Origin of the sequence: Janthinobacterium sp. PAMC25594, from assembly GCF_019443505.1 — a bacterium.
Classification (GTDB): Bacteria; Pseudomonadota; Gammaproteobacteria; order Burkholderiales; family Burkholderiaceae_D; genus Janthinobacterium.
Genome location: NZ_CP080377.1, coordinates 2,709,793 through 2,728,945 on the forward strand (window position 1 = coordinate 2,709,793; position 19,153 = coordinate 2,728,945).

Annotated in this window: 15 protein-coding genes and 2 tRNA genes; 6 read left to right on the plus strand and 11 right to left on the minus strand. The window is 53.2% G+C overall.

The genetic code is table 11. From position 1 onward, the window contains the following. The first annotated feature begins 693 nt into the window (after positions 1-693). Positions 694-1,095, plus strand: coding sequence for a hypothetical protein (locus KY494_RS12260; RefSeq protein ID WP_219891118.1), 402 nt, complete (start codon positions 694-696; stop codon positions 1,093-1,095). Positions 1,096-1,354: 259 nt separating this feature from the next. On the opposite strand, the gene KY494_RS12265 is transcribed toward KY494_RS12260, so the two are convergent. Continuing rightward, a complete protein-coding gene (locus tag KY494_RS12265; RefSeq protein WP_219891119.1) occupies positions 1,355-2,311 on the minus strand; it encodes a hypothetical protein in 957 nt (318 codons plus the stop codon). Positions 2,312-2,454: 143 nt separating this feature from the next. Here KY494_RS12265 and KY494_RS12270 point away from each other — a divergent pair, with 143 nt between their 5' ends. Continuing rightward, on the plus strand, positions 2,455-3,450 hold the full coding sequence (locus tag KY494_RS12270; RefSeq protein ID WP_219887543.1) for an IS481 family transposase: 996 nt from the start codon (positions 2,455-2,457) through the stop codon (positions 3,448-3,450). On the opposite strand, the gene KY494_RS12275 is transcribed toward KY494_RS12270, so the two are convergent. From KY494_RS12275 to acs, 10 genes are all read right to left on the minus strand, one after another. Next, positions 3,413-4,615 (minus strand): ATP-binding protein, encoded by a 1,203-nt coding sequence (locus KY494_RS12275; RefSeq protein WP_219891120.1) that lies wholly within the window; start codon positions 4,613-4,615, stop codon positions 3,413-3,415. The genes KY494_RS12270 and KY494_RS12275 overlap by 38 nt on opposite strands. Before the next feature lie 31 nt (positions 4,616-4,646). After that, positions 4,647-6,065: a DNA cytosine methyltransferase gene (locus KY494_RS12280; protein ID WP_219891121.1), complete on the minus strand. Its 1,419-nt coding sequence runs from the start codon at positions 6,063-6,065 to the stop codon at positions 4,647-4,649. After that, positions 6,062-7,627 carry an ATP-binding protein gene (locus tag KY494_RS12285; RefSeq protein ID WP_219891122.1) on the minus strand — a complete coding sequence of 522 codons (1,566 nt, stop codon included), beginning with the start codon at positions 7,625-7,627 and terminating at the stop codon, positions 6,062-6,064. Before KY494_RS12285 ends, KY494_RS12280 begins: the two co-directional genes overlap by 4 nt. Before the next feature lie 11 nt (positions 7,628-7,638). Continuing rightward, complete coding sequence (locus KY494_RS12290; protein ID WP_219891123.1) at positions 7,639-8,160, minus strand: ATP-binding protein; 522 nt, start codon at positions 8,158-8,160, stop codon at positions 7,639-7,641. Between the two features lie 637 nt (positions 8,161-8,797). Then, entirely contained in the window at positions 8,798-8,998 is a 201-nt protein-coding gene (locus tag KY494_RS12295) for an AlpA family transcriptional regulator (RefSeq protein WP_219891124.1), read from the minus strand. Between the two features lie 134 nt (positions 8,999-9,132). Beyond that, positions 9,133-9,999, minus strand: a complete 867-nt coding sequence (locus tag KY494_RS12300; protein WP_219891125.1) for a phage integrase N-terminal domain-containing protein — start codon at positions 9,997-9,999, stop codon at positions 9,133-9,135. Positions 10,000-10,998: 999 nt separating this feature from the next. Further along, complete coding sequence (locus KY494_RS12305; protein WP_219891126.1) at positions 10,999-11,643, minus strand: DUF4102 domain-containing protein; 645 nt, start codon at positions 11,641-11,643, stop codon at positions 10,999-11,001. After that, positions 11,636-12,946: an integrase arm-type DNA-binding domain-containing protein gene (locus KY494_RS12310; protein ID WP_219891127.1), complete on the minus strand. Its 1,311-nt coding sequence runs from the start codon at positions 12,944-12,946 to the stop codon at positions 11,636-11,638. Before KY494_RS12310 ends, KY494_RS12305 begins: the two co-directional genes overlap by 8 nt. A gap of 231 nt (positions 12,947-13,177) precedes the next feature. After that, positions 13,178-13,268, minus strand: a tRNA-Ser gene (locus KY494_RS12315). 191 nt (positions 13,269-13,459) lie between these two features. Then, a complete protein-coding gene (acs, locus tag KY494_RS12320) occupies positions 13,460-15,466 on the minus strand; it encodes an acetate--CoA ligase (RefSeq protein WP_219891128.1) in 2,007 nt (668 codons plus the stop codon). A gap of 294 nt (positions 15,467-15,760) precedes the next feature. Here acs and KY494_RS12325 point away from each other — a divergent pair, with 294 nt between their 5' ends. The 4 genes from KY494_RS12325 (at position 15,761) to KY494_RS12340 (ending at position 19,119) form a co-directional block, all read left to right on the plus strand. Further along, positions 15,761-16,375 (plus strand): YqhA family protein, encoded by a 615-nt coding sequence (locus KY494_RS12325; protein ID WP_071079162.1) that lies wholly within the window; start codon positions 15,761-15,763, stop codon positions 16,373-16,375. 71 nt (positions 16,376-16,446) lie between these two features. Continuing rightward, a complete protein-coding gene (locus tag KY494_RS12330; RefSeq protein ID WP_219891129.1) occupies positions 16,447-17,988 on the plus strand; it encodes a fumarate hydratase in 1,542 nt (513 codons plus the stop codon). Between the two features lie 67 nt (positions 17,989-18,055). After that, the gene (gene murI, locus KY494_RS12335; protein ID WP_219891130.1) at positions 18,056-18,901 is read left to right on the plus strand and encodes a glutamate racemase; all 846 of its coding nucleotides are present in this window, start codon (positions 18,056-18,058) and stop codon (positions 18,899-18,901) included. 142 nt (positions 18,902-19,043) lie between these two features. Next, positions 19,044-19,119, plus strand: a tRNA-His gene (locus KY494_RS12340). The last annotated feature ends 34 nt before the right edge of the window (positions 19,120-19,153 follow it).

Consider the following 19,153-nt stretch of genomic DNA (forward strand, 5'->3'; position numbering starts at 1 on the left):
GGGAGAGGCTTACGATACATTAGGGAAAAATATGGGGAATTGAGATGGGATAACGTTTGAGGGGGAATAATGTAAAACCGCGCCCGCGTGCCAAGCCAGTCTCAGCCCAGCCGGCTGGCAGCGAAGCTAGCAGCGACCCGAGAGGGGGATACGCATCGTAGAAAGATCCAGATCTACGCTTTGCATTTTCCCCGACCAACGCCGGAACATGCCCCCAAATATGCCCCGCTGGAGCACCAGGACGTCGGAATGGAGGACGGCCATCATAGGCTGGCGATGGGCTCTGCGCCGCCACATTGATGCCGCCGGCCATCGCCTCGCAGTCCATGTGCTTGGTTAAGCCGACCGGCGGGTCACCGATTTTTGTACGTTGATCTTCGTTCTCATGTTAGGCAAACAGGCTGATCCGGGGCTTCATAATCGTGGGGACTTGCCGGCTTAGATAACGCCGGAATCTTACCGGCTGAGGCCAGCGGGTGCAGGTTTTTTAAAGACCGCCATAAGCAAGGTCTTAACCAAACCAAAGTAACTCTTAAAACAGATCTTTATGCTATCCTCGACACAGGTAGTAGTTCTCAGCGGCAACTCTTCTGATAGTACTAGAATCCCTAGCAGCTTGAAGAAGCTATATGGATGGCCATCCCAAAAAAAGATTCCATTTAAGCAATCATCAATAATCAAAAGGACTGTAAAATGCGCCGAAAACCAATGGAATTATTGCGTGAACTGAATGAAATAAATGAGCGCAAAAAAATCCTTTCTGAATTGACCTTCGCGCTCGAACACCAAACCTACAAGACAATACCAAACACATCAAATTCCTATAGACAGGATGCTGGCAACACAAATACTAAAACTGAAAAACATGCACACGTTTATGCGCGAAAAAATGGAAATGGTGCAGAACTTTATTCCGTCAATATTAGCGGAACTGGGCATGATGGATCATCGGGCAAAGAAATTCCAAAAACCCACGCAGACTTTTTTCGCTCACTTGGCTACAAAATAAATATGAACAATGCATTGGAAAGCATAGATTACTCTTCAATTTCGCTGGAGGACTTTGAATATGTGATTTTAAGGGAAGATCAGTAAAAAATTTTACTCGTGGAAGACATTCCCTAGTTGGTATCATTATCCATCTAGAAAATTCTCGCCAAAGTGCCAACTTTATTATTATTGCGATGGTGATGGCGAGCCCTATCTGGCAAGAAATCGTCGCATCATTCTTACTTTCAGGGCTTCATCTATATGACGAGCAAGTTGTCTCCGTGCGATAAATAATTACAGGAAACGCAACCCTAAAATATATTATTGGATAAAACTCGCGTCAATTTTTTCTCAATCTCTACAGTTAACTAGGCTTGCCATCGAGCAAATGCAACGTATCTGTAATGACCATTGGAAACTCTCCCACTGGCGCCAGCCTTGATAGAAGTTCCATAGTTTCCTTACCGCCAAAATCTGCAATCTGTTGAAGGCGTATATCTGAGGCCCCGGGATCAGAAGCAAGAAGAAGCGCTTGAAGATACGAAAGATGTAAGTTGCGCGCTTCAACTAACACCTCAGTCCATGTACGTACTTCAATACGTTTATCATGCTCTTCAAATCCGCCCTTATCATGTCCGACTAAAACACCTCTAACTAAAATGTTCCGATCAGTATATACGGCCCGAATAATCCTTAGATACTCTGCCAGCTGATCATACTCTACAGGTTGGAGTGTTTTACCGGATTCTGGCCCCTTCAATTCAAAAACAATAAATTCTTTTTGTGCACCAGGATCACTTAAAAATACGAAATCTGGTTTTAAGTTTATTTTTTGGCTAGTTAACGCCCATTCGCCTAATGCCTCATCCGGCTTATGTTTTTTAGTAACTAAAGTCCTAATTTCCTGATTAGCTGTTAAACGTTCCCATTGCGGCCCTAACAGCCACGGAAATACCTCGATTAAACGCTGCAAATGTGTTTCGGTCTTATCTTCTTCGATCATGCGCCGCATCACCGTAATAGCGGCTACACGCTGAGCCATCGTAACTGCAAGCCCCATAGCTTCAGGCACCATACTTTTTCGTAAACTTTCAACTAGCTCAGCGAAGACTGCGGTTTCGGAATCGAGCGAAGAAAATATTTTCGTCCAAAGATTCTTTGTTAATAGTCTCGTAGGAGCATGCGTCCACGCCTCGGTAAAACTCTTCGTCGTGCGATTTTTTGCCTCTTCATCATTCGCGAGGCTTGGTAAAACATCGCTTAAAAGTTCAGCTAAGGCCTCTTCCTCGGCACCAGTAAGCGTCGATCGAGGTGTGACCAAACGAATCCTATCTACTATATCTTTCTTTGGTTGCTTAGCTGTTTAGAATTGGGTGATCATATTCCTATTCGCAGCTTGCCCTACTTCAAAGCCAGGCGCCTGTTGAGTACACTGTTGATTCCTGTCACCTCACCGCCAGCGCCATGACCCAAGCCCTTCACAGCCGAGCCCGCACCACCCACCTGATCCGGGAAGAAATCCGCAACTCGACACTGCCCCAACGGGAGCTTGCCGAGCGCTATAACGTGAGCCGCCTGACGATCCGTAAATGGCAGAACCGCGACAGCGCCGAGGACCGTTCGCACCGGCCCCACACCATGCATACGACGCTGACGCCAGCGCAGGAACTGGTCGTCATCGCGCTACGCACCACCTTGCTTTTGCCCACCGACGACTTGCTGGCGGTGGCGCGTGAGTTCGTCAACCCGGCGCTTTCGCGTGGCGCCCTGGGCCGCTGCTTGCGGCGCCATGGTGTCTCCAGTTTGCTTAAAATGGCCGCACTCGAAGACGACAAACCGGTTACCAAAAAGTCGTTCAAGGACTACGAGCCGGGCTTTTTACATATGGATATCAAGTACTTACCGCAGATGCTCGATGAAACCGAACGCCGTTACCTGTTCGTCGCCATTGACCGCGCCACACGCTGGGTCTTCATGGAAATCTATGCCAACCAGTCCGACAGCAGCAGTACCGACTTCCTGCTCAAACTGAAAAATGCTTGCCCGATCACCATCGTCAAACTACTCACTGACAACGGCAGCCAGTTCACCGACCGTTTTACCAGCAAGAAAAAAGACCCTGTCAGCGGCGACCGTATCCCGAGCGGCAAGCATGTCTTTGACGTGCTGTGCAAGCAATTGGTGATCGAACATCGATTGATTCCGCCGCGTCACCCGCAAACCAACGGCATGGTCGAACGCTTCAATGGCCGTATCAGCGAGGTCGTCAACCAGACTCGTTTCGGCTCCCGGGCCGAACTGGAATCGACGCTGCGCAATTACCTGAAAATCTACAACCACAACATTCCCCAGCGCGCCTTGGATAACGCAACACCGATTCAGGCGATGAAGAAATGGCAGGAGAAAAAGCCGGAATTATTCGTTAAACGCGTATATAACCAGGCCGGTCTTGACACTTAGCACGCCACTTACGAAATTCTTCTAGCCACGAGGATATTTTTGTGTTGCCCCACTCATGGAATTGAATCGTGTCATCTGTATCCCAGTCGATAGATCGACGATCAGTCGAGACAACATCGCTTGGCAGCTCATCAAGCCAATCTGCCTCAATAACGCCATATAGATAACGACTAAGGATTTCTTTGCCTTTGCTACCAAAGAAGAATGGTCTATCTTGAGCAATTTTTCCATGCGCATAAACCCCAATACCTGCATTTTCAATTGACCAATCAGATCCCTGTAAACTCACAAACTTAATCCAATACTTGACCTTACGATCAATTCCATTCACAACGATCATTTCCTCTACCGGATTGTTCCAATCTCCAAAGCCAAATTCATGCAACGGAGGCAAAGCCTGCTCAGGAGTAATTATTCTATTGTTGACCTTAACTACAAAATCAGGACGTAAAGTAGAAACCGTGAAGCGCCTACCCATTGACTGCAACAATGATTCGGTATTCATTGCTTTTTTTAGGGTAGTATTACTTAAAAATACGCATACACCTCCACCGCCTAGTTTTACACTATCTAGGAAATGATCAAAGACATCGCCTTGATTTTCAGACAGTAAGATTTTTTGAAAATCTGAAAAATTTACCCCATCCGCAATAACTTTAGGTTCATAGGTACTTGCAAAAGCAGATGCGGACTTAGCAAGTAAGTCCTCTAAAGAAAAACGAAGCCAATAAAACTTAGGATCGTCGTCAGGCTTACCATTACGGACAATTCCATTGGGTGAAGAAAGAATATCGACAGTTCTCGCGATACCAAACCCGGCAAGCTTACCGATTCCTTTTCGCCCCATCGGAGTTCTTCCACCCGGCGTGCGAGCTGTAGGATCAGCTCGCCTATTCCTGCCGATGATTAAGAACTCATCGGTAAGCTCATCTCGAGACATACCTCGTCCATTGTCAGTAATCACGACAATAGGATGCCCATCCTTACCCTTAGCTTTTAGCTCAATGTTTACTTCTGTCGCGTCAGCGTCCCACCCATTTGATAGGAATTCGGCGACAACGTTAGTCGGTTTATTTTGATACAGCTTGATACCAAGGTGTTCAATAACTCGGTTAGAAAATTCCAGCTTAAAAGTTTTAATAATAGTTTCACCGCTCGAAGTCATCGTTTTACCTTTTATTTATAGTATTTATCAACTAAGCAGCAACAACGACGGTACATTGCGCAAAAGGGCGTTTAATAACGGGGTTCTTATAATTGAAATATTTGCGAGGATCTTGCCGGTTGTCTTTTTTTGCAGCCTCTTTAAGCGCAGACCACCCCTTCTCACAGCGCTCATCATCTTGAGTGATAGGAGCACGCGTCCAGAGGTGTTTCAATATTCCCAACAACACTAGACCGTGCAATTTCGTAAAGCCTGGGGGAACGGCCTCGCCAATCATTTCCCGAACATTCGTATGCCCAAGCCTTTCTAGTGCATCACCCCACTGAAAGTCTTTAGGGAAGGTCTGAAGCAATGCGCATTCCAAAGTACTCAATAGCCGATTTTGTGTAGGGTGAATCGTGTAATCACTACCAATGTGTCCGCTAGCGGTTGTAATCGTCGCCGCAGGTCGATCATTATGCATACGTCGATAGCTACTTTTAAAACCCTTAACCAAACGATAAGTTCCATTTTTTTCTTGGACGATTGGTCGCAATAAAGGATCGTTGCAATGAGGGCATAAAACTGTTTCCTCACCACACTCCACAGGACCGCAAACATAGCATGAAGAATTCTGCCACGCGCTTCTCCCCGATGCCGGTGGTATCGCGGCAACCATGGCATAAATCCGCTCGCTCCACACTGGAACTGAATGAAATCCGCGATACTCCTCAGCATGCGCCAAGCCTTTAGTAGAAGCGTCTAACATAGGAAGCCTAAAACTTGTTAACGCCTCTGCTATCGAAACATGAGGCGCCAAGCCTGCACTTATCGAATGAGTAGCCCTTGGGAAAGGTGCGCGGTTTAATCTTAAAAGCTCGCGTAGCCCTGCAACATCTTTTCTCACAAAGGTAAGGAACGCTCGGTTTCTAGATTGTGGAATACCGAAATCGCTTAAATCAGCACTTAACGGGAACGCCACATAATCCCGTGATAATGAAGAAATTAAAAAATTTGCCGCTGATACTGGGTTTTTATCCTTTGGGTGATTTACTTTTCTCGAAAAAAAAGCAGGAACATTTTCGACAACAATTAATGATGGCTGTAATTTTTTAGCGACCTTGGCAATAACGGTCACAAGCAAATTTCGTTCATCTTTTGAACCAGCATCGGCATCATCATGCTTTCCCATTCCAGACCTTGCAGAACTCATTCCCTGGCAGGGTGGGCACGCGCACAACAATGCAGGACGCTCATCCCCCGCCCGCTCTCGATACGTGTTCACAACAGTGGCCCAAGTCTTACGCAGATCACCGGGCACTCCAGATGCTCCAGGATGATTTAAAAGACAGACCTCTAAACGATCTGGGTCGAGTTCAGCCATAACCTCAAACTGAAATCCTGCGCTACGGTAACCTACATCACCGGCACCGCAGTTTGAGAAAAGACTTACCGCTTTAAACGAACTCATACAGCTTTTCCTTGCTTTAAACTACTATTTAAGTCGTGAACATCCAAGAACTGCTCATGCACTTTTTTCGTTCTTATTAAAAAATCTCGCCATGTCATCCTAAATAAATGGCCCGCATCACAAATCTGAGTAAAAGCGCGCTTATTTTGTGCCTTTTTAACGTCAACCCCATCAGCAATAAAATCTATACGCCACCCCCTGCGGAAATCAGCAACAACAAATTGATTCTCTTCAAAAAACTTCTCAAATGCCTCAACATAATTAATTAGTCTATCAAAATCAGCGTCATCAAACTTATGTCCAGCCTTTTTTATTTCAACAATGTGCAGCAATCCATCAACACTAACAAGAGTAAAATCAGGGCGCTTATTTTCGTAATCAATGGCTAGAACTATATCATTCCCAGTCTCTTTTTTCCAATATTTTTCGAAAGAACTTTTAAAGTTTTTGAGAGACTGATTTTTACTGATTACCGTCCAAGAAGGCTCGATTAGCCATGGCGCCTTCTCCAACAATCTTTGAAACTGAAGCTCATCTGATGTTTCATCTATTATTTTCTCTAATTCACTAATTACTCTCACACGCTGAGATGCAATTTGAGCGTAAGATGCCAATTCTGCTATTTGAGCCTTATCAAAAATATCTACCATCTGATCGATAGAAGTTTGGCCAGCGGTTACGTGGTTCGTAAACTCGTGGAATGCCTCCATTAATGCCTGATGAGGAGCGACCGATAAAATTATAAGCGATAGATCCTCAACATATATATCGTCATTAAGTTCATCTTCTGCGGCAAACCCACCAAATTTTTTAGCCAACTCGACTGCGACCTTTGCGACCTGCTTATCACCAAATCTATTTTTTGCTCGCTCCTCAATCTTCGAGCGCTTTAGAAATTCATCCCGAACACGGATGCGTCTCGGCTCTCTAGATTTAGATGCGATTTCACGGATTACATCCGCGCCCCATTGACGTAGTAATTGACCGTATTCAGAATCCCATAGGATGTCTTGTCGATCGGTACGAACCAAATCATCACCATCATCCAAATCCAGCCATTCAGCATTAACATGACCAACCAAATAGGAGCGCACCGCAAATTCCCCGGTAAACCCAGAAGGTTGATTAAAATCGCGTGTGACTCCAGCAATCTTTCCTCTGGCATATATACGCACGCCTGTCATTTCTTCATTTTTATAGGCATCCTTCGCCATTCCCAGCCAGCCAGACACTTTCAGCGCCACCCCTTCATCTGTAATAACAGGGCGATCCGCGAGATCTATTCGCGTCCCTGGCAAAAGTGGAATATTTAATGGATCTACTTTTACTGGAAGCTTATCTTCGGATAACGAGTCAATTACCTGAACATTAAAATCACTTCTTGCAAAAGTAAAACGGAATGCCAACTGACGTAAAAAAGTAGTTAAATCAGGAACTCGTTTTGCCAGAAACGATGTCATTCTTATTGTAGTTCCTGACTTCTCACTCCATCCCTGATCATCGGGTCCAACGTCTAATGGTACTGTGTCATCGTCATCTCGCACAATACGATCAAAATCCATAAAGAAATGCGTTACAGCAAAGCCACGTTCAGTGCGCCCCCCCCCCCAGCAGACAAAACCTCAATTCGACGGCAAATTCCAAATGGTGCTAGCTTACCAATGCCCTTCCGCCCCATGACCGGCCGCTTCTTAATGCGAGATTTACTCCCATCTTGATCCGTGCGAGTTCTTCTATCTGCGCCTATACGTAAATAAAATGAAATTGCCTCTGCCGGTGTCATACCGTGCCCGTCATCTTGAACCTCGATGGCATAACTAAGATCCGTCAATTCACGCCCCGCTTTGCTGGCTAATTGAATATTTATCGGTAGCCGAACTACAACATTTTCAGCGTCAGCATCATAACCATTTGCAACTAGCTCAGCTACCACAGCGCTTACCTTGTCGTATAACTTGACTCCAAGTTTATCAACAGTTAAACGAGATATTCTTAAGGTATAAGGCGATGTCGATAGCTCTGGTATTGTTTCTGAGGTAGGCAAAGCAGTATCATCAACCTGAGCAAGTGCTTCACTGTCGGCGGGAGTGGCCATTATTATCCTTGTGCGATACGCGAGTTGAACAAGAGCAGTACCGTGCAAAAACTTTGCACGGAATTATAGCAGGCCACAGATGTGCATTATTGTCAACAAATGTAAGGTTATTGGAAGTCACATCGTTGCATAGTGGCACGTAACACCCTGCCCTGCGTAGTCAAAGTGAATATCCTCATTGAAGCGGCTAGCGATTCTCAGATCAGCTTGACAGCTATTCCAGTACCCAGCGCTCACAGCCGACAGCTTGCGTGCACAGCCCAAGTCAACCATATCCTGCAGCCGACTTGTGCCGCACGCCAGACTGCTGCGTACAACGGCACTGGCGCGGCGATGCCGCGCTCAATCGGTCGACTGGGAGCAGTTCTCTGAACGATTCGATCGCAACGGGCGCAGGCTCGCTCACGCCGCACACAGCAAAACACTTTTAAGGCCCCCAGAGTCAGGTCCGCCATTCGGACACAGCCTGATGCATTGGACGCCGTAAAAGCATGCTCAATCGATACCCAATAGAACCACAGGCGCGCGGGGCCGCCGCGCAGCGGCAGCAGTTGGACGATTCAGAGAAGGCCGGTAGGCCCACCACATGACGCCTTACGAGGTGGGGCGCTTCAATCCAGCCACTATTAACTCCCACTCAAGCGACTCCACGCCTAGCGTCAATACAGCGCTGCTGCCATAGAGCGATTTCCTCTGCGTCCCAGGCAACAGACTTGGGTCCGATGGGAATAGGAGCTGGCAACACGCCTGCCTTCACCTTGCGCCAGATTGTGGCGCGGGACCAGCCGGTGGCCTCGATTACCGCAGGCAAGCGGAGGAATTTTTTAGTCGTGGTCATAAGATTCTCCTTCGATTGATGAACAGCAAACAATGGAGAGTCATGCCGCCTCTCCCCGGTAGTTCCGGCAGCATCATTGCTGCCCCTGGCATATCTTCTGTTCCATGAACTGCGGACCTGCTACAGGCGGGCCGTCATCTCCCCAGGTAGATGGAGGTGACCTGCTCACGCCCATGCCCCATCTCCATTGAAATCTTCAGCCGCGCAGCTTGATCTGCGAGTTTTTGCGAAGCATCCAGCTGCCTCGACGTCGGGCCGCCACTGGCTGGACTAGGTCGGCCAGTCAGCTCCGCATAGCGCTGCTGCGCGTACTCATGGCGCAGCCCATGCACGCCATGGAGGCCAGCCTTGTCGCACTGCGCACGAAAGCGGTTCAACTGGTCCCGATACCGCAACTGCGCCGGAATCAAGCTGCCTTTTCCCGCCAGCGCCTTGGCCGCATCAAGCACGGCGCGCTGCTGCATGGTGGCAATGGGCACCTCGCGATACTTTCCGCCTTTGGTCCAGCTATCCTGCAGCCGCAGAATGTTCCCGCCATCGGCCCACCCCAGCTTGATCTTGATGCTTTCCTCGCGCCGCAAACCAAACGCCGCCTGCAGCTGCAGGGACATGCGCGTATAAGGATCGTTCACGCGGGCGAGCGTGTCGGCATCAAGCACCTTCGCCTTCGAGACATTGGTGACAAACACCCGCTCCGCGATGCCATATTCGCCGTTGGTGCGCGCAATGATGTTCTCCTTGCCGATCTTCTCGGCCCACCAGCGCAAGGCGCTCATGCGATTCTTGATCGTGCCGGTACTGACGCCATCCTGCTTCCACTTGTCTAGCAGCGCCGCCACATGCTTCGGTTTCAGACTGTCCACGCTCATATGCTGGAAGCCCCGTTCCGCCAAGTCGTTGGCGCACAGGTTTAATAGGCGCTCGCGGTCGGCCTGCGTCGCAAAACTGCCATCCCGGTTGCGGTGACACAGTTGCTTGAGCTGGTAGTTCAGGTCGCGCATGGCAAAGTCATCCCTTCGATCCTTGGTTTTCACATCGATGCCGCGTGGTGTAATCCTGTCTGGTAAGTGTTTCTGGCCACCCTCACTGCCTCAGCAGAAAAGGTTGAATCAAGGGCCTCGGGACACCACTCCCGTGTATGCGGTTGCTGTTACTGCGTGCCCGCGCCGCATGCGCGTGTGGCACCGCTGCGCGCTCCCGGAGGGAGCTGCCGCAGCGGGGACCAATCACCCAGGGTCCATGGAGTGCACATCGTGCACGGATCAACTTCAACTAATCAGCCCGTAGCGGGCGAAGGAAATCGCAAGGCTAGCCTGCGATGGAGAGGCATCTGGCCTCGTCACTGAGCACCGTCACGCAGACGCTCTGTACTTGCCGCCTGGGCCTATGCCGTCGGCGGCGCGTCGTCACTGGCAGCACGCCGCCAGTAACGACGCGCGCACGTAGCCATGGCATGTGACGGCATACATGCCAGCATCGCACTCGCGGTGACGATACTGGCGACTCTGAAGCGCACGCGCTGGCGGCAGCCGCGATGGCATCGCATCGCTGGCATTTCTGCTGACGGTGCGGCTTGCGGCAAAGCCATGCTGTGCTTCATACGGTGCGCTACCTCGTGGGGCATGCGAACCAATCGGGGCAGGAGTCTTGCTCCTGTTTGAGGAAGCGCCCATCGGGCGCAATCATCCAGGCAATCCGTCTTGCGGATTGTGGGATATGAAGACGCTGAAGGCAGCGCTTTATCGTGCCGAGATGTGCATGCTTCTGCATGGCCCGGCGATCAATCTAGCAGAAACTGCTATGTATCATGGTGGCGGGTAACGACCGCAACGCCTATGCCGCTAAGCATAGGGACATGCTCGATGCATGCCCTCGTGGGAGCGATTCCCACATAAGAGAGCTTCATTTTATGCCGGTTAACGACGTTTGCAAGCGGTTCGTTTCATCAAGTGCGCTTTTGGTAGTGCGCAGAATTGGGACCCGGACAAAGACTCCAATAGCTAATGCACGCTGTCGGACTCGCGCCGTACCCGCCTCCTTGACTCCTTCGTCGCACTGACCAATTGGTCCATGCTCATACCGTTACGTAAATAGCTGGCAGCGAGCGCCGTCGCGACACCCTCCAGGTGTCGGGAAACGACCTGCAAACCGTCCTGTTCAATTTGCCGAATGGCTGCTTGCTGGATGCTATCCTGTGCTTCACTGATGGAAATGCGCTCCCGCTCCAATGCAGGAAATAAGGCGGTTTCGAGGTGACGGATAGCGAGCAGGGTCGCCCGCAGAACACTGGTCTGCACATGGCCCCACTCCGGCTCATCGAATATTTCGTCGATTGCAATAGGCTTTGGCAGTGGATGCAATTTTTCTCGATTGAATTCTGTGCTCGGGTCCTGCTTCCGCTCCAGCATCTGATGCGCTGCAAGCCTGTGTTCGCGGGCTTTGGAGATGGAGACTTCGGGATACCGGCCAAAAGTCAGAACGCTTTCACCACCGCCTTGCTGGCGATACTTCATGCGCCAGATCTTGCTGCCGCTGGGCTGCACTTCGATGTACAGACCGGCCCCATCGGAAAGTTTATATAATTTGTCCTTCGGAGCAGCTTGCTTGATAAGCGCATCCGTGAGGCGCAGTACATACTTAGACATGGTGCCCTCCTGTTCCGCCATCCCGGCTAAATTCACCGCTGACCAGCGTTAATCTGGGCGACTGCGGCGGCGCTCCCTTGCCGCTGACGGCATCGATGTAGTCGGCCCAATCCTGCATCATCTTGCGCCGTTCCGCGAGGAACTGCGCCCGGTCATAGGCGCTGGCCACCTTATCCTTTGGTGCATGTGCCAGTTGCCGGTCCACGACTTCATGCCGGTAGCCCAGGCGCTCCTTGATGGTGCTCATGGCCAGCGCCCGGAAGCCATGGCCGGTCATCTTGCCCTTGTATCCCATGCGTCCAAGCGCCACCAGTATCGTGTTATTGCTGATCGGCTTTTCGTGGTCGCGCTGATTCGGGAACAGGTACCTGCTGCGGCCCGTGATCGCATGCAGTTCGCGCAGCAGCTCCAGCGCCTGGCGCGACAGGCATACGTGATGGTTGGTCATATCCGGATTGACGGTCAGCTTGCCGCGCTTCATGCGCTGCCATGGAATGATCCACTCGCCACGCTCCAAGTCAATTTCACTCCAGGGCGTCTCGATCAACTCGCTGGTACGCACAAAGCACAGCAGCATCAGCCGCAGCGCAATGCGGGTCGGCGCGAACATGCGTGCTTCGTTGCGGTCCAGAATGGCCAGAAACTGCGGTAGTTCGTCGGCGCTGATGGCGGCGAAGTGTCCGGCCCGGACGGTCTTCAACACATCCTTCATATCGGTGACCAGATTGCGCTCTGTGAATCCGCATTGAATCGCGTAGCTGAAAATTGACGCACATACCGCTCTCAGGCGATGGGCGACTTCACTTGCGCCACGTTCCTCGATCTTGCGCAGTGCGGCGATCAGATCGCGGTGCTTTATCTCATCGATCGGCATGCGGCCGATGGCTGGGAAGATGTCCGCTTGCAGGCGCTGGATGGTGTTCTTGGCGGTGCGTTCGCTCCACGTCGGCACTTTGTTGCCGTGCCACTCGCGCGCGATTTTTTCGAACGTGTTGGACGCCTTATCCTTTGCCAGGCGTTTGGCGTCGTCGCGATGCTTGGCGGGGTCGATTCCTTGCAGCAGCAGGCGGCGTGTCGCCAGACGCTTTTCCCGTGCATCCTGCAGGGTAATTTCCGGGTAAGGGCCGAACGTCAGCGTATTCTCTTTGCCATTGGCCTGCCGGAACTTGAAACGCCAGATGCGGGAACCGGTTGGCGCGACGACGAGGTACATGCCGTCACCATCGAACATTTTGTATGGCCGCTCGCGTGGCTTGGCGTTGCGGATGAGTAAGTCTGTCAACGGAGCAATGATCTTTGGCATGGCAAACCTCCTGCGCGGCATGCTGTAAAGATCAATATAGTCGTTTTTTTGAATTTTTGGGGCAAGCGGCAATGGCTGAGTACGAGAAGCCCCCAAACTTGCGCCTACTTGAGGTGGATATCCTGGGACGCTGTGCAACGTCCAGAAACGAAAAAACCGCTTAGAATCAAGGCTCTAAGCGGTTTTTGAGGGACTTCCTGAGACGTCCTGATCTTACTTAATTACTATCCGTGGCGGAGAGAGGGGGATTCGAACCCCCGATAGAGTATTACCCTATACACGCTTTCCAGGCGTGCGCCTTCAGCCGCTCAGCCATCTCTCCTGAAGGCAATGCGCGCGTCTTGCTTGCTCACATTGTGTACTGCATATCGCTTGTCGCGAAGCCGCAGATTATAGCAAAGATTCTACAGACTGCCAAAGTTATTTACCCTGGGGTAAAAGTTTGAAACACCCAGCCCAGTAACTGCTGGGGTCAGACCCGGCGGGTCTGACCCCGGATGTTGCTTGGGGTTATTAAGACGTTTCTTTCAACTGATCCAGGATGGCCGGGTTTTCCAGGGTCGAGACGTCTTGCGTGATCGTCTCGCCCTTGGCCAGCACGCGCAGCAGGCGGCGCATGATTTTGCCGGAGCGGGTTTTCGGCAGGTTGTCGCCGAAACGGATTTCCTTCGGTTTCGCGATCGGGCCGATTTCCTTGCCGACCCAGTTGCGCAGCTCCAGCGCCAGTCGTTTCGCTTCCTCGCCCGTCGGACGCGCTTGCTTGAGCACCACGAAGGCGCAGATCGATTCGCCTGTCGTGTCGTCCGGACGGCCAACCACGGCCGCTTCGGCCACCAGCGGGTTGGCTACCAGGGCCGATTCGATTTCCATCGTGCCCATGCGGTGGCCCGACACGTTCAAGACGTCATCGATGCGGCCAGTGATGGTGAAGTAGCCCGTTTCCTTGTTGCGGATGGCGCCGTCGCCTGCCAGGTACATCTTGCCGCCCAGTTCTTCCGGGAAATAGCTGGACTTGAAACGCTCGGGGTTGTTCCAGATCGTGCGGATCATCGATGGCCATGGACGTTTTACGACCAAGATACCGCCCTGGCCGTTCGGCACGTCGTGGCCCGCTTCGTCGACGATGGCGGCCATGATGCCCGGCAATGGCAGGGTGCAGGAACCGGGCACCATCGGCGTGGCGCCTGGCAACGGGGTGATCATGTGACCGCCCGTTTCCGTTTGCCAGAAGGTATCGACAATCGGGCATTTCTCGCCGCCGATGTGCTTGTAGTACCACATCCACGCTTCCGGATTGATCGGCTCGCCAACCGTACCCAGCAAACGAAGGCTGGTCAGGTCGTAGTTGCTTGGATGGACTTTCGGGTCCACGTCGGCTGCCTTGATCAGCGAACGGATGGCCGTAGGCGCCGTGTAGAAGATGCTGACGTTGTGCTTCTTGATGGTTTCCCAGAAACGGCCCGCGTTCGGGTAGGTCGGGATGCCTTCGAACACCACTTGCGTGGCGCCCACGGCCATCGGGCCATACGCGATGTAGCTGTGGCCCGTCACCCAGCCGATGTCGGCCGTGCACCAGAACACGTCGTCAGGCTTGATGTCGAAACTCCACTTCATCGTCAGCGCGGCCCACAGCAGGTAGCCGCCGCTCGAATGCTGCACACCCTTCGGCGTGCCGGTGGAACCCGAGGTGTACAAGATAAACAGTGGATGCTCGGCATCGACCCATTCCGGCTCGCATTGCGCGCTCTGGCCTTCGACCAGGTCGTGCAGCCAGATGTCGCGACCAGCCACCATCGGCAGATCGCTGCCGGTGCGTTTGTACACGATGACGTTTTTCACGCACTCGCAGCCGCCCAGCGCCAGCGCTTCATCGACAATGGATTTCAATGGCAGCTTCTTGCCGCCGCGCAATTGCTCGTCGCCCGTGATGACGGCCACGGCGCCAGCGTCGATGATGCGTTCCTGCAGGGATTTCGCCGAGAAGCCGCCGAACACCACGGAGTGGGTGGCGCCGATGCGCGCGCAGGCTTGCATGGCTGCAACGCCTTCGACGGACATCGACATATAGATGATGACGCGGTCGCCCTTGGCGATGCCCTTGGCTTTCAGGCCGTTGGCGAACTTGCAGACTTTTTCGTGCAGCTCTGTATACGTTGCCTTGGTGACGGTGCCGTCATCCGCTTCGAAGATGATGGCCGTCTTGTCGCCCAGGCCATTTTCGATGTTGCGGTCCAGACAGTTGTAGGACACATTCAACAGGCCGTCTTCGAACCACTTGTAGAACGGCGCGTTGTCTTCGTTCAGGGTGCGGGTAAACGGCTTTTTCCAGCTCAGGTTTTCGCGCGCCAGCTTGGCCCAGAAGCCTTCGTAGTCGCGTTCGGCATCGGCCACCATGGCGCGGTAGGCGTCCATGCCGGAAATCCTTGCCTGTGCGGCAAATGCTGCCGACGGTTGAAATACGCGCGACTCTTCCGGTCCCTGCTGCTCAGTGCCCTGCCCTTGGTTCTCTATAGCGGCCATGCTAGTCTCCAGTGTAGTAATTGTTTGGTAACACCATATTCCTGCTGTCTTACGGACGCCTTACATGCAGCGTTTTCCACGATCCATTCTAACCATAATCGCCACCGGCGACGGGCGTCAAGCGCGCGCCGCCCAGTATTCTGGATGGAAAAACTGATAACAAGTCAATTAGATGAGCTCGCTTTGTGTTTCATCAAGGCCAAGAATCCAGATCGAGGGCATGCGCAGGGATCAGTAGCAAGTGTAAAATGTCGGGCATACCAAAAATTGGTATTTACCCCCAGGAAACTCCAGATGATCGACCACTCACAAAAGCCCTCCCATAGCAAACTGCATCCCCTGTCCGCCTTCATCTTCATGTCGCGCTGGCTGCAGCTGCCGCTGTATCTGGGCCTGATCCTTGCGCAATGCGTGTACGTATTTCACTTCTGGGTGGAACTGTCGGACCTGATCGGCGCCGTGTTCGGCAATGACGCGGCCCTGCAGCACGTCTTGACGGCCGTGGCCGTACCGGGCAGCGCCCTGCCGACCAAGCTCAATGAAGCGACCATCATGCTGGTGGTACTGGGCTTGATCGATGTGGTCATGATCTCGAATCTGTTGATCATGGTCATCATCGGCGGCTATGAAACGTTTGTCTCGCGCATGCACCTGGACGACCATCCGGACCAGCCGGAATGGCTGTCGCATGTGAATGCGTCCGTGCTGAAGACGAAACTGGCGATGGCCATCATCGGCATTTCATCCATCCACCTGCTGAAGACCTTCATCAACGCCAACTCGTACAAGATCGAAGTGATCATCGCGCAAACGGTGATACACATGGTCTTCATCCTGTCGGCGATGGCGATTGCGTACACGGACCGCATCATGACGGTGACGCAGAACCAGGCCCGGGCACCCCATTAAGTTCCGGCGCTCCCATACTGATTAGCAAACAGCATCAAAGTCTTACCCTTCTTATCCACCGCGAGAACACCATGACTGTCATAAAGCAAGAAGACCTGATCGAATCCGTCGCCGCAGCGTTGCAGTACATTAGCTACTACCACCCTGCTGATTACATCGAGCACCTGGCGCGCGCCTACGCGGCCGAGCAAAGCCCGGCGGCAAAAGATGCGATCGCGCAAATCCTGACCAATTCGCGCATGTGCGCGGAAGGCAAGCGTCCGATTTGCCAGGACACGGGTATCGTCAACGTCTTCCTGAAAATCGGCATGGGCGTGCGCTTCGAAGGCTTCTCCGGCACCGTCACCGACGCCGTCAACGAAGGCGTGCGCCGCGCGTATAACTTCGACGACAACAAGCTGCGCGCCTCCATCGTGGCCGACCCGCATTTCGACCGCAAGAACACCAAGGACAACACGCCAGCCGTGGTGCACATGGAACTGGTCGAAGGCAATACCGTCGACGTGAAAGTCGCCGCCAAGGGCGGTGGCTCGGAAAACAAATCCAAGATGATCATGATGAACCCGTCCGATTCGCTGGTGGACTGGGTCATGAAAACCGTGCCGACCATGGGCGCCGGCTGGTGCCCGCCAGGCATGCTGGGCATCGGCATCGGCGGCACGGCTGAAAAAGCCATGCTGATGGCAAAAGAGGTGTTGATGGAAGACATCGACATGTTTGAGCTGAAACAGCGCGGCCCGCAGAATAAACTGGAAGAACTGCGTATCGAGCTGTGCGACAAGATCAACTCGCTGGGCATCGGCGCGCAAGGCCTGGGCGGCCTGACGACCGTGCTCGACGTGAAAATCATGATGCACCCGACGCACGCCGCGTCGAAGCCGGTTGCCATGATCCCGAACTGCGCCGCCACGCGCCACGGTCACTTCGTGCTGGACGGCTCCGGCCCTGCCTACATGACGCCGCCGTCGCTGTCGTCATGGCCGGAAGTGCACTGGACGCCGGACACGGAAAAATCCAGGCGCGTCGACCTGAACACCCTGACGAAGGAAGAAGTCGCTTCGTGGACGCCGGGCCAGACCTTGCTGTTGAACGGCAAGATGCTGACGGGCCGCGACGCCGCGCACAAGCGCATCCAGGACATGCTGGCCAAGGGCGAAGAGTTGCCGGTCGATTTCAAGAACCGCGTCATTTACTACGTGGGGCCAGTCGACCCCGTGCGCGACGAAGCCGTCGGCCCGGCCGGTCCGACGACCGCCACGCGCATGGACAAGTTCACTGACATGATGCTGGAAAAGACGGGCCTGATCGCCATGATCGGCAAGGCAGAACGTGGCCCTGTCGCCATCGAATCGATCCAGCGGCACAAGTCGGCTTACCTGATGGCCGTGGGCGGCGCCGCCTACCTGGTATCGAAAGCCATCAAGCACGCCAAGGTGCTGGGCTTTGCCGACATGGGCATGGAAGCGATCTACGAATTCGACGTCGTCGACATGCCGGTGACGGTGGCCGTGGATGCGAAAGGCACGTCGGTGCACAACACGGGTCCGAAAGAGTGGCAGGCGAAGATCGAGCAACTCAATAGCGTCAGCAAGATTCCCGTGACGGTCGCTTAAACAAGCACTACCATAGACGCCGCGCGGCAACATCAGCGCGGCGTTTTTTTATCTTCAACGGTTCCCTATGACTTTTACTGCAAGCATTGCCCGCCAGGACGCGCCCATCGGCATTTTTGATTCCGGCGTGGGCGGCCTGTCGGTGCTGCGCCATATCCGCGCGCAGCTGCCGCAGGAAGATTTGATGTACTTTGCCGATTCCGGCTATGCGCCGTATGGCGACAAGACGGAACAGCAAGTGGTCGATCGTTCGCTGGCGATCACCGCCTTCTTATTGCAGCAAGGCGCGAAAGCACTGGTGGTGGCATGCAACACGGCCACCATCGCCGCCATCAAGGCGCTGCGCGCGCGCTACCCCGACCTGCCCATCGTCGGCGTCGAACCGGGCCTCAAACCAGCGGCCGCCATCAGCCGCAACGGCAAGATCGCCGTGCTGGCCACGGAACGCGCCTTGCGCGGCGACAAGCTGCTGGCCCTGCGCGAACAGGTAAGCGCCGCCACGGGCGCCACGTTCATCTTGCAGCCCTGCATCGGCCTGGCCGACCGCATCGAGCAGTGCGAGCTGGGCAATGATCCGACGGACGCCACCAGCGCCATGCTGGAACGCTACATCGCGCCCATGCTGGCGCAAGGCGTCGACACTCTGGTGCTCGGCTGCACGCACTACCCGTTCGTGCAAGACGCCATCGAACGCACGGTGCGCGCGCATACGCAGGAACAGATTACCCTGGTGGACACAGGCGACGCCGTGGCGCGCCAGCTGGCCCGCTTGCTCGACGCGGCAAGCCTGCGCCGCATCGACAACGAGGCCCCGCAGTTGCAGGGCTACACGACGGCCAGGGTCGAAGCATTGGCGAAAGCCTTCGCCGGTTTGCTGGACTTGCAGCCGCCCGTCACACACCTGTCCGTATGAGCGGTGTGAGCAAAAGCGACCGTTTTCATGCAATCTTTCGATTCTTTAAAAAAGACTGCATTTAGATTTGCCACTTCGCCGAGTTCTTTGTATAATTCGGCACCTGTTCAGAAAAACAGCTAAACAGGTAAGTAAGACAGTGGTGGCTGTAGCTCAGTTGGTAGAGTCCAGGATTGTGATTCCTGTTGTCGTGGGTTCGAGCCCCATCAGCCACCCCACAGAATTAGCGGTAAATAAAAGGGTTACATGCTT